The organism is Pantoea sp. Tr-811 (assembly GCF_011752535.1).
Classification (GTDB): Bacteria; Pseudomonadota; Gammaproteobacteria; order Pseudomonadales; family Pseudomonadaceae; genus Aquipseudomonas.
Genome location: NZ_VWXJ01000008.1, coordinates 66,898 through 81,684 on the forward strand (window position 1 = coordinate 66,898; position 14,787 = coordinate 81,684).

Annotated in this window: 11 protein-coding genes and 1 pseudogene; 8 read left to right on the forward strand and 4 right to left on the reverse strand. The window is 64.3% G+C overall.

Annotated elements, in window-relative coordinates; all coding sequences use genetic code 11:
• Positions 1–74 precede the first annotated feature (74 nt).
• From F3J44_RS13845 to F3J44_RS13855, 3 genes are read left to right on the forward strand one after another with little or no spacing between them, the layout of a single operon-like run.
• Positions 75–944, forward strand: coding sequence for an aldose 1-epimerase (locus F3J44_RS13845; RefSeq protein ID WP_167273206.1), 870 nt, complete (start codon positions 75–77; stop codon positions 942–944).
• Positions 945–983: 39 nt separating this feature from the next.
• A complete protein-coding gene (locus F3J44_RS13850) occupies positions 984–2,264 on the forward strand; it encodes an OprD family porin (RefSeq protein ID WP_167273209.1) in 1,281 nt (426 codons plus the stop codon).
• Positions 2,265–2,279: 15 nt separating this feature from the next.
• Positions 2,280–2,534: a hypothetical protein gene (locus F3J44_RS13855; protein WP_167273211.1), complete on the forward strand. Its 255-nt coding sequence runs from the start codon at positions 2,280–2,282 to the stop codon at positions 2,532–2,534.
• Positions 2,535–2,546: 12 nt separating this feature from the next.
• On the opposite strand, the gene F3J44_RS13860 is transcribed toward F3J44_RS13855, so the two are convergent.
• The gene (locus F3J44_RS13860) at positions 2,547–3,575 is read right to left on the reverse strand and encodes a LacI family DNA-binding transcriptional regulator (RefSeq protein WP_167273214.1); all 1,029 of its coding nucleotides are present in this window, start codon (positions 3,573–3,575) and stop codon (positions 2,547–2,549) included.
• A 283-nt stretch (positions 3,576–3,858) separates the two neighbouring features.
• On the opposite strand from F3J44_RS13860, the gene F3J44_RS13865 reads away from it, so the two are divergent.
• The 4 genes and pseudogenes from F3J44_RS13865 (at position 3,859) to F3J44_RS13880 (ending at position 9,445) form a co-directional block, all read left to right on the forward strand.
• The gene (locus F3J44_RS13865) at positions 3,859–5,244 is read left to right on the forward strand and encodes an MFS transporter (RefSeq protein ID WP_167273216.1); all 1,386 of its coding nucleotides are present in this window, start codon (positions 3,859–3,861) and stop codon (positions 5,242–5,244) included.
• Positions 5,245–5,320: 76 nt separating this feature from the next.
• Positions 5,321–6,448: pseudogene (locus tag F3J44_RS13870) on the forward strand (mandelate racemase/muconate lactonizing enzyme family protein); the annotation flags it as partial.
• Between the two features lie 64 nt (positions 6,449–6,512).
• On the forward strand, positions 6,513–8,045 hold the full coding sequence (locus tag F3J44_RS13875) for a UxaA family hydrolase (protein WP_167273222.1): 1,533 nt from the start codon (positions 6,513–6,515) through the stop codon (positions 8,043–8,045).
• A gap of 155 nt (positions 8,046–8,200) precedes the next feature.
• Entirely contained in the window at positions 8,201–9,445 is a 1,245-nt protein-coding gene (locus F3J44_RS13880; protein WP_167273224.1) for an OprD family porin, read from the forward strand.
• Between the two features lie 84 nt (positions 9,446–9,529).
• Here the strand turns inward: F3J44_RS13880 and F3J44_RS13885 are convergent, their stop codons facing one another.
• The 3 genes from F3J44_RS13885 to F3J44_RS13895 all read right to left on the reverse strand — a co-directional run bounded on the left by F3J44_RS13885 (position 9,530) and on the right by F3J44_RS13895 (position 13,415).
• Positions 9,530–10,837: a cytochrome c gene (locus tag F3J44_RS13885; protein ID WP_167273227.1), complete on the reverse strand. Its 1,308-nt coding sequence runs from the start codon at positions 10,835–10,837 to the stop codon at positions 9,530–9,532.
• Between the two features lie 11 nt (positions 10,838–10,848).
• Positions 10,849–12,624 (reverse strand): GMC family oxidoreductase, encoded by a 1,776-nt coding sequence (locus F3J44_RS13890; protein WP_167273230.1) that lies wholly within the window; start codon positions 12,622–12,624, stop codon positions 10,849–10,851.
• 86 nt (positions 12,625–12,710) lie between these two features.
• Positions 12,711–13,415, reverse strand: a complete 705-nt coding sequence (locus F3J44_RS13895) for a gluconate 2-dehydrogenase subunit 3 family protein (RefSeq protein ID WP_167273232.1) — start codon at positions 13,413–13,415, stop codon at positions 12,711–12,713.
• Positions 13,416–13,621: 206 nt separating this feature from the next.
• Between F3J44_RS13895 and F3J44_RS13900 the strand changes: the two genes are divergently transcribed.
• On the forward strand, positions 13,622–14,665 hold the full coding sequence (locus F3J44_RS13900) for a LacI family DNA-binding transcriptional regulator (protein WP_167273235.1): 1,044 nt from the start codon (positions 13,622–13,624) through the stop codon (positions 14,663–14,665).
• Positions 14,666–14,787 lie beyond the last annotated feature (122 nt).

The window sequence follows — 14,787 nt, forward strand, 5'->3', positions numbered from 1 at the left end:
CTTTCATGCCTCACCGCCGTGCCTCGGCACGGCGGCAGGGGCTGCGCATGCCTGAAAAGGGCATTGGAGGTTCTATGCATACCGTGGTTCTGAGCAATGCCACCTGGGCGCTGGGCGTGCTGCCGGCCTGGGGCGGGCGCATCGCCCAGCTCAATGCCGATGGGCTGGATGTGTTGCTGCCGATCAACGCTAGCCAGTTCGACCCGCTGGACTGGCCACGGGCCGGCGCCTACCCGCTGATGCCGTACTCCAACCGCCTTCGCAATGCGCGGTTGAAGTTCGCCGACACCGAGCATGTGCTGCCCGCACATCCGGCAGCACTGCCCCATACCTTGCATGGGGTCACCCACACCCAGCCTTGGCAGGTGGTGGGCACCGGCAGCGATCACTTGAGCATTGCCTGTGATTATCAAGGCGAGCACTGGCCCTGGGCGTTTCGCGCCGAACAGCACTTCGCGCTGGATGGCGCACGCCTGCACATCACCTTGGTACTCATCAACCTGGGGCAATCACCCATGCCAGGCGGCCTCGGGTTGCACCCTTATTTCCAGCGCCACCCTGGCATGCGCGTGCATTACCGCACCGGGCGCGACTGGCAGATCGACGCGCAGTACCTGGCTACCGGCGCGTACCAAGAGGGTACCAGGGACTGGTCGATCGAAGCGGATGGCGACGAAGCGCTGGCCCATTACCAGTCACGTTGGGACGGCCGGCTGTGTGTCGACTACCCCAATGGCCACCTGCGCCTTCAGGCTTCCCAAGTGCTGAACCACTTCGTCGCATTCGCCCCGGCCGGCAGCCCCTACCTGTGCCTGGAGCCGGTGTCGCACCTGGCCGATGCCTTCAACCAGCCACGCGATAGCTGGGCCGAAACCGGCACCCATGAGCTCGCTGCTGGCCAGCGCCTGGAGGCCACCCTCGAATTCACCTGGCAACACCGCTGACGCAACACCCCACATACCTATAAGAAGAGCGCAACAACAATGAAACACTCCTCGACTGGAGCGGGCTTCGCTCGCGCTGCAAAACCCCTGTCCCTGCTGCTCGGCCTCGGCCCGCTGTATGCTCAGGGTGCGTTTCTGGACGACAGCAAGGCCAACCTGGCCTTTCGCAACTTCTACTACAACCACGACCTGCGCGACTCGACCAAGCCTGCCCAGTCGAAGCTGGAGGAGTGGGCCCAGGGCTTCATCCTCAAGGGCGAGTCGGGTTACACCGACACGACCATCGGCGTGGGCCTGGACGTGTACGCAGGCCTTGGCGTGAAGCTCGATTCGTCGCCCTCGCGCAGCGGCACCGGCCTGCTGCCGGGGGCCTATGACCGTGCCGGCGGGCCACGCAATGCTGATCCGCGCTCGGTGGACGACTTCTCCGAGGCCACGGCAGCGGTCAAGTTCAAGTACTCGAAGAGTGAACTCAAGGTGGGCGGGCTGTTCCCGAAGATCCCGCTGGTCAGTTCCGGCGACGCACGCCTGCTGCCGCAGTTCTTCGAGGGAGCGATGCTGGATATCCGCGAACTGGACAACCTCGACATCGGCCTGGGCCAGATGCGCAAGGTCAACCAGCGCGAATTTGCCGGCGCCCGGGATATCCAGGTGGGCAATTACTACAGCGTGTTCAGCGACCGCTTCGATTACCTCGGTGGCACCTGGCGCGCCACGCCGCAGACCACGCTGGGGGTGTGGACCGGTCGCCTGGCGGATGTCTACCAGCAAACCCTGTACACCGGCACCCACACCCTCAAGGCCGGCGACTGGAACCTTTCCGGCACGCTCAACTACCTCGACACCGGCGAATCCGGCAGCGAAAAGGCCGGCCAGCTCGACAGCCGCATGACCTCGGCGATGCTCAGCGCCAACCTGCGCGCGCAAACGTTTCGCCTCGGCTACCAGTACAACGCCGGTGACAGCGCCTTGCCGTTCATCCACGACACCGACCTGCCCGGGGTGCCCAACGCGGTACAGGTGCTGCGCTTCGACCGTGCCCAGGAGCGCTCCTGGCAGGCCCGCTACGACCTCGACTTCGCTGCCCTTGGCGTACCAGGGCTGACCGCGTTCGCCCGCTACGTGAAGGGCGACAATTTCAAGGTGGCCGGTGAGGACGGCAGCGAATGGGAGCGCAACCTGGACATTACCTACGTGATCCAGAGCGGGCCCCTGAAGAACCTCGCGCTGCGCTGGCGCAACGTCGAGTTGCAGGGCGATGCGACCGGCAGGCGTGATGAAAACCGGGTAATCATCGCCTATACCTTGCCCTTGCGCTGACCTGGAGGATTGCCCTTGGTATCCCGTCCGCTTGCCCCTGCCATGCAGGCCTACATCGACAACAGCCGGCGCGAAGCCTTTCTCGCCACCTGCCGTGCCCGCACGGCACCGCGGCCGTTTGCCGGGCTGGCGCCGGCCTTGCTGCTGGTGGTCCGGGCCTGGGTGGGCGAGGGCAGGGTGCATTCGAGCCTACGCGCGTTCGGCGTGGCCGAAGTCGAGCAGGCTTGGGATCACATGGCGGCGCAGTTGCGGCGTTGGGTGGACAATTGACGCTTGCAGCCCTCAGGTGCTTTCGCGAACCACCAGGTTGAAGCCCACATCCTCCACCTGTTCCCCCCGTCCCAGGCTGCCTTCGATCCGTTGCAGCAGCAGTTCCGCCGTACGCAGGCCAATGCGCCCGCCGTCGACATTCACCGTGCTCAGGCGTGGGTGGGTATGCGCGGCGAATTCCAGGTTGCCGAAGCCCATCACCGCCAAGTCTTGAGGCACCCGCAGGCCGTTGGCCTGCGCTTCGGCCATGACCCCTTGGGCAAGCAGGTCGATGCTGCAGATCACCGCATCCATCGGCACCTTCGCCGCCAGCAGCCGGGCCATGGCCTCACGGCCATGGCCCATGTTCACCGGCACGGCTTCAAGCTCGCAGGCGACCACTTCGGCACCGGCTGCGTGCAGAGTGGCGACACACGCCTGGCGCCGGCGGGTGGCACGGGCGTCGTCGCTCCAGATCAGGCCGACGCGGCGGTGGCCACGTTCGATGATGTGCTCGGCCATTGCCTGGCCGACGGCTTCGTGGGAAAAGCCGACCACAGTGTCGATCGGGTTCACCGCCAGCTCCCAGGTCTCTACTACCGGAATGCCACGGGCGATCAGCTTTTCCCGTGCTTCAGGGCTTTGCAGTTGGCGGGTCAGTACGATGCCGTCGGGGCGGCGGGCGAGGATCGCGTCGATCAATTCCGCTTCACTGCTGTGCACCAGGTCCGACTGGCTGAGCAACAGCTGGTAGCGCGCCTTGGCCAGGCGCTGGCCGAGCTGGGTGATGGTGTCGACAAAGGCCCGGTTGGCAATGTTCGGCACCACCACGATGACCAGCCGGCTGCGCTGTGAAACCAATGCGCCCGCCAGCATATTCGGCACATAGCCGGTCTTGCGGATGGCATTGCGTACCTTTTTCTGAGTTTTTTCCGACACCAGTTCCGGCCGGTTGATCACCCGGGAAACGGTGATGGGCGAAACCTTGGCCATCTTCGCCACGTCATCGAGGGTGGCGGGGCCCGGTTTCGGGCCGGCGGTGATTACGGACGTTTCCAGCATGCGAAGCCTCAAGGCAGGCGGGGTGGCGGGTGGGTCGATTCTACCGGAACGGCGCACGCTTTCCTGCCCCTTTTGAAGCATTCCCAGTACATGGGAATTTCACCGGAATGCCAATTTGCAACCCGCGCAGAATAAGGCCTAGGATAAATGACAGCGCTGTCATTTGATAACGCTGTCATTGGTCGGAAACAGCTCTCCAGCAGGGCTGCAAGCTGCCAGAATCCAAAGCAGGCGCCGGTGCAAGGCCCTGCAACACGCCAATAAAAACAATGAGGCAACCGCGATGCACAACCACGACACCTACGCCGCCGGGCCTGCCCCCGGCGCCGTGGCCGCGTCCACCACGGCTACCCGCTATCGGTACCTGATCCTGGCTTTGATAACCATGGTCCTGGCCCTGAGCAGCGGTGACCGCGCCGCCCTGTCGGTGGCCGGTTCCGACATGAGCAAGGAACTCGGCATCAGCTCGGTGGAAATGGGCTATCTGTTCTCCATTTTCAGCTGGGCCTATGTGATCTTCCTGATTCCCTCCGGCTGGCTGGCCGATCGCTTCGGTTCGAAAAAGACCATGGCCCTTGCCATCTGCATCTGGTCGGCATTCACGGTGTGCATGGGCCTGGTGCATTACCTCGGCATGATCGTGCCGCTGCTGCTGGCCCTGCGCTTTCTGCTGGGCGTGGCGGAGGCGCCGGTGGGGCCGGCGTCGACCCGGGTGATCGCCTCCTGGTTCCCGTCGGCGGAGCGGGGCATGGCCGGGGCCATTTTCAACAGCGCCCAATACATCTCGCTGGCGTTCTTCACGCCATTCATGGGCTGGCTTTGCTACGCCTTCGGTTGGCAATACGTGTTCATCGTCATGGGGATCGTCGGGTTTGCTATCGCCGCGATCTGGTGGAAAAACTACTACTTGCCGGTCAGCCATCCGAAGATGAATGGCGAGGAACTCGACTACCTGCGCAAGGGCGAAGCGCTGGTCGATCTCGAAGCCCAGGCCTCGCTGCCCAAGGAAAAACGCCGTAGCTCATTGGCTGAAGTGGGCCTGCTGTTCAAGAGCCGCATGCTGCTGGGCATGTTCATCAGCCAGTACTGCGTCAGTGCGGTTACCTGGTTCTACGTGACCTGGTTCCCGATCTACCTGGTCAAGGAGCGCGGCTTCGACATCCTCCAGGCGGGCCTGGTGGCCTCCATCCCGGCCTTGTGCGGGCTGATCGGTGCAGTGTCGTCGGGCTTCTTCTCCGATTACCTGTTGCGCCGCACGAAGTCCCTGAGCATTGCCCGCAAGACGCCAATCATCACCGGCGTGCTGTTGAGCTCGACCATGATGCTGTGCAACTACGTCGACGCCCAGTGGCTGGTGATCGCGGTGATGAGCCTGGCGTTCTTTGGCAAAGGCTTCGGCAACCTCGGCTTCAGCGTGGTGGCCGACACCGCCCCACGGGAAATGATCGGCATGACCGGCGGCGTGTTCAACGCACTGGGCAATACCGCCGGCATCGTCACACCGGTGGTCATCGGCTACCTGCTGCATTCCAGCGGCTCGTTCAACAGCGCACTCATCTATGTCGGCGCCCATGGCCTGCTGGCGGCGTTCTCCTACCTGGTGATCGTTGGCCGCATCCAGCGCCTGCAACTGTCCGATTTGACCGGCAAACCTTCCAACGCTCAGTGATCCAGAGGACGACTCCATGATCGAAAGCAACGTCTACATCGACCCGAAAATCGCCGCCCTGCAACCCGGGCCAGCCACCACCGACAGCATTGCCTGGATCAAGCTGTCCTACACCGTGCTGCCACTGGGTGCGCCGATCAGTGATGCCAAGGTGCTGACCGGGCGGCAGAAGCCGCTGACCGAAATCGCGTTCATCTTCGCTGAAATCCGTACCCGCGAAGGCCACGAAGGCATCGGCTTCGGTTACTCCAAGCGCGCTGGCGGTCCGGGCATGTATGCCCACGCCCAGGAAATCGCCCCGACCCTGCTGGGGGAAGATCCCAACGACATCGCCAAGCTCTACAACAAGCTGCTCTGGGCCGGCGCCTCGATGGGCCGCAGCGGCCTGACCACCCAGGCCATCGCGCCCTTCGACATCGCCCTATGGGACTTGAAAGCCAAGCGCGCCGGCCTGCCGTTGGCCAAGTTGCTCGGTGCCCACCGCGATTCTGTGCAGTGCTACAACACCTCGGGCGGCTACCTGTCGACACCGCTGGAAAAGGTCCTGGAGAACGTGCAGACCTCCCGTGGCAACGGCATCGGCGGCATCAAGATCAAGGTGGGCCAGCCGGACACCGGCATCGATTTCAAGCGCGTGCAGGCCGTACGCGAGCAATTGGGCGAAGGCTTCCCGCTGATGGTCGACGCCAACCAGCAATGGGATAGGGTCACCGCCCAGCGCTTCTGCCGCAAGCTCGAGCAATTCGACCTGACCTGGATCGAGGAGCCTTTGGACAGCGCCGACGTCGAAGGCCACGCTGCCTTGGCCGCGTCGCTGGACACCGCCATCGCCACCGGCGAGATGCTTACCAGCTTCAACGAGCACGCGCAGTTGATCACCGCCAACGCCTGTGACTTCGTGCAACCCGATGCGCCGCGAGTCGGTGGCATTACGCCATTTCTGCAGATCATGAACCTGGCCAGCTTCAAGGGCCTGAAGCTGGCGCCGCACTTCGCCATGGAGATTCACCTGCACCTGGCGGCGGCCTATCCGGAAGAACCCTGGCTGGAGCACTTCGAATGGCTCGAACCGATGTTCAACGAGCGCTTGGCGCTGCGTGACGGGCGCATGTGGGTGCCCAACCGTCCGGGGCTGGGTTTCTCCCTCAGTGAACAAGCCCTGGCCTGGACCCAGCACAGCGCCGAATTCGGCAAACGCCCCTGAGCACGCCACGGCGGTGGCGCTTCTGTCGCCATCGCCGTGTATGACATACCCATAGGAAAACACCATGAGTCACCGTGAAGTGAGCCCCGTCATTCGCCTCGATGCCGCTGACAATGTCGTTGTCGCGCGCGTCGAAATCCCCGCCGGCACCGCCATTCCCGGTGAAGGCGTGACCACTCGGCAGCCCGTACCGCTGGGGCACAAAGTTGCCGCCCGGCTGATCGCCAAGGGCGAGCCGGTACTCAAGTACAACACGGTGATCGGCTATGCCGCCGAAGACCTGCTACCGGGTACCTGGATGCACAGCCACAACATTGCCTTTGGTGAAACTGACCGCGACTACCGCTACGGCCTGGACTATGTACCCACCGACATGCTGCCGCCAGAGCAGCGTGCGACCTTCCAGGGCATCGTCCGGGAAGACGGTCGTGTAGCCACCCGTAACTACCTGGGGGTGTTCGTGGTCGGCAACTGCGGCGCCACCGTGGCGCGCAAGGTCGCCAATCACTTCGACGAACGCCGCCTGGCCGGCTTCCCCAATATCGACGGCGTGGTGCCCTACGTACATGAAATCGGCTGCGGCATGGAAATGACTGGCGAACCGATGGACCTGCTGCGTCGCACCATCGGTGGCTACATCAAGCACCCCAACACCGTGGGTGCGGTGGTCATCGCCCTGGGCTGCGAGCGCAACAACATCCATGGCTTCTTCGAGCAGGAAGGGCTGGTGGAAAGCGACATGCTGAAGAAACTGGTGATCCAGGACGTGGGCGGGGTGAAAAGCGCCACCGACCAGGGCATCGCGCTGATCGAAGGCATGCTGCCCAAGGCCGATCAGGCGCGCCGCCAGCCGGTGTCCGCCGAGCACTTGATGGTCGGCATGCAGTGCGGCGGTTCTGATGGTTTCTCCGGCCTCTCGGCGAACCCGGCGCTGGGCGCGGCGGTGGATATCCTGGTGCGCCATGGTGGCACTGCGATTCTTTCTGAAACGTCGGAAATTTTCGGCGTCGAGCACACCCTGACCGCCCGTGCGGCCACTGCGGCGGTGGGTCGAAAGCTGATCGAGCGCATCGAGTGGTGGCTGGAATACAACCGTGGGCGCGACACCCAGATCAACGGCCGGGTCAGCCCTGGCAACAACGCTGGTGGTTTGGCCAACGTATTGGAAAAGTCCTTGGGCGGCGCGAAGAAGGGCGGCAATGCGCCGCTGATGGATGTGTACGAATATGCCCACCCAGTAAAGACCCACGGGCTGGTGTTCATGGACACCCCCGGCTACGACCCGGTTTCGGCCACCGGCCAGATCGCCGGCGGCGCCAACCTGATCGCCTTCACCACCGGTCGAGGTTCATGCTTCGGCTCGCTGCCGGCGCCGACCTTCAAACTGGCCAGCAACTCGCCCATGTACCAGCGCATGAGCGACGACATGGACATCAACTGCGGGCAGATCATCGACGGCGACAAGACCATTGGCCAGATGGGCCAGGAAATCTTCGAGCGGTTGCTCGCCCATGCCTCGGGGGAGGCGACCAAGAGCGAGCTCAACGGCCTGGGCGAGGATGAATTCTGCCCGTGGCAGATAGGCGTGCTCGCCTGACCCGGCCTCTTCGCGGCTAAAGCCGCTTCCACAGCGTTCGCCTTGATCTCAGGGGCTGCACAGCTCTCCCTGTGGGAGCGGGCTTGCCCGCGAAGAGGCCCTCACAGACAACAACGATAACGGCCAGCGCCCCAGCCTGGCCGAATGGACCAGCCATGCACAAAAACAACAAGATCCTGCCTGCTGCCTCACTGCTGTGCTTCACCTTTCCGGCCCACGCCGAAGGTTTCCTTGAAGATAGCCAGGCCTCGCTGAAAGCCCAGAACTTCTACCTCAACCGCGACTTCCGCGAAGACGCCGGCATCTCCAAGCGCGAAGAATGGGCCCAGGGCTTCATCCTCGATTTCCGCTCCGGCTACACCCCTGGCACCCTCGGCTTTGGCGTCGACGCCCTCGGCATGCTCGGCCTGAAGCTCGACTCAGGCCCAGGCCGCAGTGGTACTGGGTTGCTGCCGGTGGGCGACGACGGTCGCGCCCCGGACCAGTACAGCAAGTTCGGCGTGACCGCCAAGGCACGCCTGTCGAAGACCGAGCTGAAGATCGGCACCCAGTTGCTCAAGTACCCGACCATCGCCTCCAGCACCGGGCGCATCCTGCCGCAGACTTTCCAGGGCGGTGTACTCACCTCCAAAGAGCTGGATAACCTGACCTTCACCTACGCGCAGATCGACCGGACCACCAAGCGTGATTATTCCCATACAGAGGCCATGAGCCTGGTCAACAAGAACCGGCGTTTCAGCGGCACGCCCGAGGCTGACGACTTTCGCATGGGCGGGGTGGACTACGTGGTCAACCCCAACCTGAGCCTCAGCTACCAGTACGGCGAACTCGACGAGGTCTACGGCCAGCACTATTTCGGCCTGCTCGGCAGCACCGCGCTGGGCCCCGGCAAGCTGGCCCTGGATGCGCGCTACTTCATCAGCGACGACAAGGGCGAGGCGCTGGCCGGCCCGGTCGACAACCGTACGCTCAACGTGCTGCTCAGTTACAGTCAGGCCGGGCATACGCTTGGCATCGCCTATCAAGGGCTGTCTGGCTCCACGGCCATGCCTTACCTGATCGGCACTGATGCCTACCTGACCAACTACATGATGGCCGCCGACTTCATGGAAACCGGCGAGCGCACCTGGCAGCTGCGCTACGCCTACGACTTCGTTGCCCTGGGCATTCCGGGGCTGACGTTCTCGACCCGCTACAACCATGCCGATCATGCCAACCCGGCCACCTTCGCCGGGGAAGGGCGCGAGTGGGAGCGCGACACCGACCTGGGTTACACCATCCAGTCCGGGCCGCTGAAGAACGTCAACGTGCTGTGGCGCAACGCGGCGCTGCGCTCCAATTACCAGCGCGATATTGATGAGAACCGGCTGATCGTGAGCTACACACTGCCGTTGTTTTGATTTATCAGGTCATGTACGAGGAGTGACCGCCGTGCCTTGGCGGTATAGCCGGTAAAGATTTTTACCGGCTTTTTTTCGATCCACTCAGAAATGGTTCTTCATCGCTGGCTGCAGACCAAGGTGCTCCCGTGTACGAGTAACCGCCTGAGCCTCGACCTCAGGGGCGGCGTTGCCCCAGCTATTGCGCACATAGGTCAGCACGGCGGCGATGTCGCTGTCGCTGAGTTTCCAATCAAATGAAGGCATGCCGGCCCCGGTTACATTGCCCTCGGTGATCACCGCCTGGCCGCCCTTGAGCACCGTGCCCACCAGGTTCGCAGCACTTGGCGTGCGAATGCCAGGGTTGTCGGCAAAGCCGGTGACCATGCCGGGCAGGCCTTCGCCGTTGACGTTGTGACAGGCCATGCAGTTGAGCTCATACACCTGCGCACCGCGCTGCATGATCGGTTCGCTGGCGGCAATGGCGGGCGGCGGGGTGGTCTTCGATCCGTCGACTGATTTGAGGTATTCGGCGATCGCGGTCAGATCCTGGTCGCTCAGGTGTTGGGTGGAAAACTCGATCGCCTCGCCCATTGGCCCCGAAGCAATTGCCTGATGGTTGGCGCCGGTCTTGAGGTAGACCGCTATCTGCTCCGCGCTCCAGCTGCCCAGACCGCGATAATGATCGCCGGTGATTTCCGGCGCGTAGCTGCCGAGCAGCTCGGCGCCCTGCAGGTAGCGGCCGGTGTCGCCACCGAGCAGGTTCTTCGGCGTATGGCAGGCCGAGCAATGGCCGGCGCCGTCCACCAGGTAGCGCCCGCGGTTCCATTGCGCGGATTGTTCGGGCTGCGATACGAAGGGAGTGTTGTCGAAGAACAGCAGATTCCAGCCCAGCAGGGTCTGGCGAATGTTGAACGGGAAACCCAGTGTGTTGGGCGTGGGCGCCTGCTGCACCGGTTGCAACGTGCGCATGTACGCCCACAGGTCGTGCAGGTCGGCGTCGCTGATCTTGACGTAGGCGTTGTAGGGCATGGCCGGGTACAGCCGTTGCCCGTCCTTGCGCTGGCCATGGCGCACCGCGCGGAAGAAGTCACGCTCGGTCCAGCGGCCGATGCCGGTCTGCGGGTCGGGGGTGATATTGGTCGAGTAGATCACGCCAAAGGGCGTCTGCAACCCGTAACCGCCCGCGAACGCCGGGCCGCCCGGCTTGGTATGGCAAGCCGCACAGTCGGCCTGGGCCGAGACGTATGCGCCGCGGGCGGCGGCAGCAGGGTCGACAGCAAGGGCGCCGGCGGCTGTCAGTTGGTCATCGGCGACGTTGTCAGCGGCACTGTCGCTGTTGTGCAGCACGGCAGCGGTGAGGCCGGCCAGCGCCAGTGCGATGCAGCTGGCCAGCAAGGTCTTGGTCTTCATGGCAGCTCCTTTCACGCCTGCACCAGCGGGCCGGGGTTCTTGATGTACTGTTCGATGATCGCCTTGGCCGTCCACAAGGCCAGGGCGCCGATGGTCACGGTGGGGTTGTAGCCGGCGTTGTTGGGGAATGACGAGGCGCCGAGGACGAACACGTTGTGCGCCGCCCAGCATTGCTGGTAGCGGTTCAGGGCGCTGGTGCGCGGGTCGGTGCCCATCACCACGCCGCCATTGGTGTGCGAGGAGTCGTTGGCGCGAAACGGCGTGTAATGGTCGGCAGCGAAGTTGTACGACTCGATATGCTGGCCGCCGACGGCCTGGGCGATCCGTTCGCATTGCTTGCGGATGAACTCGCCCGAGCGCTTGTCGTTGAGGTTGTAGTCGAAGGTCATGCGCATCAGTGGCCGACCGTAGTTGTCCTTGTAGGTCGGGTCGAGGTCGAAGTACATGTCCTCGTGGGCATAGCTGGTGCCCTGGCCCTGGATCATCGCCCAGTTCTGGTAGCTGTGCCGGAACGCCTGCTTCCAGCCTTTGCCCCAGGTCGGTGCGCCTTTGGGCAGCACGCCAGCCATGCCGATCGGCAGGCCGCTGTTGGACAGCGACTGGATGCCCGCGCCGCCGATGAAGCCCAGGCCGCTGTGGTCGAAGTTGTCGGCGTTGAAGTCGTCGATCTGGATGGCCAGGCATCCGGTGTTGATGAACGGATTAAGGTGTTCCTGCTCGAACCACAGGTAGGCGTAGGAGAGCGTCTGGAAGCTGTAGTTGCGCCCGATCACGCCACGGCGGGTGCGCGGGTCATAGGGCTCGCCGATGCCCGAAAGCAGCATCAGGCGCACGTTGTCGAGCTGGTAGGCGGCGACGATGACGATGTCGGCGGGCTGTTCACCCTGTATGCCGTGTTTGTCGATGTAGCTGACCCCGGTGGCGGTCTTGCCATCGGCGGACTTGTTGATGTGCAGCACTTCGGTTTCGGTCAGCAGTTCGAAGCTCGGGTGGCGCATCAGCGCCGGCACCACGCAGGCGTTGGGGCTGCTCTTGGACCAGTTGCCGCAGCCGAACAGCTGGCAGTAGCCGCAATAGGTGCAAGGGCCCATGCGCACGCCCAGTGGGTTGACGTAGGCCTGGGAAATCGTGCCGGCGGGAACCGGGAAGGGGTGGTAGCCCAGCTCGGTGGTCTTGCGGGTGAAGATGTCGTTCCAGTGGCTGGGCACCAGCGGCGGGGTCGGGAATTCACGGCTGCGCGAGCCTTCGAAGGGGTTGCCGCCGGGTACTACCTGGCCTTCGATCACGCCCGCTTTACCGCTGGTGCCGGCGATGCGCTCGAAGCGGTCGTAGAAGGGTTCGAGTTCGGCGTAGGTCACGCCCCAGTCCTGCACCTGCAGGCCTGGCACCAGTTGCTGCTTGCCATAGCGTTCCACGGTCCTGCTGTAAGGCTCGAAGTCGAACGGGTTGAAACGCCAGGACGCGGCGGCCCAGTGGGTACCGGCGCCGCCGACGTTGTTGCCGAGGGTCAGGTTGCTCCACTCGCGCACCGGCAGGGCCTGCTGGCCGGCGTGGTTGCGCACGGTGTAGGTTTCCAGGCGCGGTGGCTGGAGGATTTCCTTACGGGTCGCCCAGCGCAATTCGTCGGTGTCCACCGAGGGCGGGAAGTCACTGGCGGTGTCGCGCCAGGCGCCACGCTCGATGGCCACCACCTTGAGCCCGGCCCGGGCCAGCTCCTCGGCGATGACCGAGCCGGACCAGCCCAGGCCGATCACCACCACGTCCGCTTTGGCTCTTGTCGTTTTCATCTGTATTCCTTGGGGCGTGCGCAGGCATGGGCCGGCAGGGCCACGGGGCTGCCTTGCGCAAAACTGGGGGAAGGAGGCGGGTGGGCTTAGCTCGCCCGCTCAAGCAGGCTCACCGGCTCCAGGTCGAGCGGCAGGCCTTTCCTGTGCAGGTATGGGCGGTAGTCGTAGCGGGCGCCGGGGAAACCGATCAGCCGCCAGCCAACCATGTCGCGGTTGCCGCCATACATGGGGTCGGCCAGGTAGCCTTCGCGCACGTTCTGCAGCAGCAGGGCGAAGAAGTCGGCGTCCAGCGGCGCGGCACCGGCCTCCATCGCGCGCAGCAGGGCATCCTGCTGTTCACCGGTCAGGCCGCTGAACGGCCGGCCGTGCTGCTGCTGGCAGTACTGAGCGAGCCGTGCCAGGCCTTCGCGGTAACGCTGCGCGGGCGTCAGCCTGAACTGTGGCCCTTGCTCGGGCGTGCCCTGCAGGTAGGGGCCGAGGCGGTAGGTGCTGGTGGCCTGGCCATAGGGACCGGCCAGTTGCCGGTCGAGAAACACCACGCAGCCGGCCTGGCTGGCGCTCATGCCCAGCTCGTCCTCGGGGATCAGGCGGTCGAAGATGGCCGTCACTTCCCGGGCTTCGTCTGCGCTGAGGTAGGCAAGGGCGCCGGGTTGCGGTGGTTGGGGCAGGGCATCGGCGCGGGTGCCGATGGCCAGCGTGCGGTCGTTGGCGAGCACGCCGGCACTGGCGCTGCCGATGGCGCCTAGGGCGCTGAGTTGAACGAGTGAGATCAGGGCTTCACGTCGATTCATGTCCATCATCCTCAGGACGTGCGTCGGCCAAGAGGCACTGGCGACGCGTGCGTTATTGTTATGGGGCCGGCCTTGTGGCAGGCGGGGCGAGTCTATGGGCGCAGCGGCGGCCCGCGCCATGACTGTTTTGACGGGTTTCCTTCAAGATTGTCGCAGGCTACTCTTGCCCGACTTCAGCAACGGTGCATCCACGGGGTAAGGCGGGTATGGCTTCAGACGGCAAAGGGCAGGTGCGTGCGACAGTCACCTTGAGCGATGTGGCGCGCTTGGCTGGCGTCGCACCGATGACGGTGTCGCGCTACTTGAACCAGCCGGACACCGTGCGCGAACCCACCCGGCTCAAGGTGCGCCGGGCCATCGAGCAGACCGGCTACGTGCACAACCGCCTGGCCGGCGCGCTGAAGTCCAGCCGCACCCGGCTGGTGGCGGTGGTGGTGCCGATGGTCACCAACCCGATCTTCTCCGACACCTTCCAGGCCATCAACGAACGCCTGATCAAGGCCGGTTACCAGGTGCTGTTGGGCGTCTCGGGCTACCAGACCGAGCAGGAGCAGGAACTGCTGGAGGTGATCCTCAGCCGCCGCCCCGACGGCATCATCCTCACCGGCACCCTGCACACCAACCTCAGCCGCAACCGCCTGCGTGCGGCCGGTGTGCCGGTGGTGGAAACCTGGGACCTGTCTGCCGAGCCGATCGACATGCTGGTCGGGTTTTCCCACGAACTGGCCGGGCGCGAGGTGGCGCGGCAGCTGCTGGGCCAAGGCTATCGGCGCTTCGCCCTGCTGGCCGTTGACGACCCGCGTGGCCTGCGCCGTGCCGACAGCTTCACCCAGGCCCTGGCCGAGCAGGGCATCACCGACGTGCAGCGCCAGACCTGGCAGGGGCTGCCGTCCCTGGCCCAGGGGCGTGAAGGCCTGAGCGTGCTGCTGGAGCAGTCCGCCCACGAGAGTGAAGGCCCTTGCGCCGTGGTGTGCACCTCCGACACCATTGCCCAGGGCGTACTGACCGAAGCGGCCGCCCGCGGCATCGCGGTGCCCGGGCAACTGGCGGTGATGGGCTTTGGTGACATGGCCTTCGCCGCGCACACTTTTCCGGCCTTGTCGACGGTGCGCATCGACGGCACCCTGATGGGCGACACCGCCGCCAGGCTGTTGCTGGAGCGCCTGGGCGGCGATGCGCAGTCGCCCGCGACGGTTGATATCGGCTTCAGCCTGGTGCTGCGTGAGAGCACCCAGACGCTGGAAAGTTAGCGTTAACATTTTCACGCTCCTGTAAACTTTTTTCTAAACCCTCTTGTCCTGAGATTTTGGATGCGCTAGGTTTTTTAGCAGAAATGGTAACGATACCATTTGCTGGAATGGACTCAGGACAA

What these genes read in the sequence shown, in the direction of transcription:
- F3J44_RS13885 (WP_167273227.1), bottom strand. Translation starts at nt 10,837, where the DNA reads ATGAAGACCAAGACCTTGCTGGCCAGCTGCATCGCACTGGCGCTGGCC.
- F3J44_RS13850 (WP_167273209.1), top strand. Translation starts at nt 984, where the DNA reads ATGAAACACTCCTCGACTGGAGCGGGCTTCGCTCGCGCTGCAAAACCC.
- F3J44_RS13865 (WP_167273216.1), top strand. Translation starts at nt 3,859, where the DNA reads ATGCACAACCACGACACCTACGCCGCCGGGCCTGCCCCCGGCGCCGTG.
- F3J44_RS13890 (WP_167273230.1), bottom strand. Translation starts at nt 12,624, where the DNA reads ATGAAAACGACAAGAGCCAAAGCGGACGTGGTGGTGATCGGCCTGGGC.
- F3J44_RS13895 (WP_167273232.1), bottom strand. Translation starts at nt 13,415, where the DNA reads ATGAATCGACGTGAAGCCCTGATCTCACTCGTTCAACTCAGCGCCCTA.
- F3J44_RS13845 (WP_167273206.1), top strand. Translation starts at nt 75, where the DNA reads ATGCATACCGTGGTTCTGAGCAATGCCACCTGGGCGCTGGGCGTGCTG.
- F3J44_RS13900 (WP_167273235.1), top strand. Translation starts at nt 13,622, where the DNA reads ATGGCTTCAGACGGCAAAGGGCAGGTGCGTGCGACAGTCACCTTGAGC.
- F3J44_RS13860 (WP_167273214.1), bottom strand. Translation starts at nt 3,575, where the DNA reads ATGCTGGAAACGTCCGTAATCACCGCCGGCCCGAAACCGGGCCCCGCC.
- F3J44_RS13880 (WP_167273224.1), top strand. Translation starts at nt 8,201, where the DNA reads ATGCACAAAAACAACAAGATCCTGCCTGCTGCCTCACTGCTGTGCTTC.
- F3J44_RS13875 (WP_167273222.1), top strand. Translation starts at nt 6,513, where the DNA reads ATGAGTCACCGTGAAGTGAGCCCCGTCATTCGCCTCGATGCCGCTGAC.